Origin of the sequence: Nocardia sp. NPDC059228, from assembly GCF_042754245.1 — a bacterium.
Classification (GTDB): Bacteria; Actinomycetota; Actinomycetes; order Mycobacteriales; family Mycobacteriaceae; genus Nocardia.
Genome location: NZ_JBHZAL010000170.1, coordinates 1 through 1,082, shown reverse-complemented (window position 1 = coordinate 1,082; position 1,082 = coordinate 1). Strand labels below are relative to the sequence as shown.

Annotated in this window: 1 protein-coding gene; it reads left to right on the top strand. The window is 70.9% G+C overall.

Going from position 1 to position 1,082, the window contains the following annotated elements:
• Positions 1–17 precede the first annotated feature (17 nt).
• Positions 18–1,082 (top strand): hypothetical protein (locus ACFXKA_RS43245; RefSeq protein ID WP_379431950.1); only part of this gene is annotated, 1,065 nt, incomplete at its 3' end.

Genomic DNA, 1,082 nt, shown 5'->3' with positions numbered 1-1,082 from the left:
TCCGAAAGGGACCGCTCATGGCCGCTTCGCCCGCGAAGCGACGGCACAAGGTCCGCCGACGGGCCGACATGTCCCTCCTGGGCGGCATCCGCCCACCCATCGCGATCCTGTCCGCGCTGCTGCTCTCGCTGGCCGGAATCACCGCCCTCGGCTTCGGCCGCGCGGGTGAGGACTCCGTACCGAAGGCCGTCATGACCTCGCAGCAGCACTTCGCCGAGGACGGCGCGGTGGCGATGCGCGCCTCCATCGACGAGAGCGCGGCGGACCTGGCGAGAACCGCCGGACTGTTCAACGCGGGAGATCCGGCCCAGCCGGACGCCGTCGTCGACAAGATCGGCAGCGTCTACCAGAAGTGGGTGGGCACCGCCGTCGTCGAGATCTCCTCGGGCAAGATGCTCGCGGCCCGCGGCGAGAACGTTCCCGTCGCCGCGATCGACACCGCCAAGCTCTCCGAGAAGGACGGTCTCAGCCCCCGTATGGTGCGCCTCGCCAACGGCGAGACCCGGCTGCTCTCCCTGCAGCTGCTGTCCTGGGAAGGACAGCCCCAGCAGCTGCTCATCGCCTCCAGCAGCCTGCGGTTCCCCGGCATAAGCCTCGGCAAGTTCCGCTCCATCGCCGTCGTCGACAGCACCGGTCGCATCCTCAGCAGTGACGGCATCCCGGAGAGCGAGCAGGTCCTCACCGAGGACCAGCGCACCGGCGTCGAGCGGTCCAAGAAGCAGCTGAAGGCGTTCGCGAAGGTCGCGGCCAAGCGGGCCGAGGAGCACCCCCTCAAGGCCAACGTGCCGGGCGAGGGCGGATACATGGGCGTCAGCGGCAGTCTGCGCGGCGACACCTTCCAGGGTGACCGCGCCGTCGCCGGTTACGCGGCCCTCACCGGCCCGGAGCCCGGCAAGGGCACCGTCGCCACCTCGCTCGGACTCACCGTCGTCGCCATGGTGGATGTCGCCGAGGACCCGACCCGCGTCACCGACCCGCTGTTCGGGCTGCTGGCCGCCGGCGCGCTGCTGCTGATCGGCGCACTCGCCGTCGGCGTCCTGCTCGGTACGGTCCAGCGGCCGCTGCTGCGGCTGTTCCTGGAG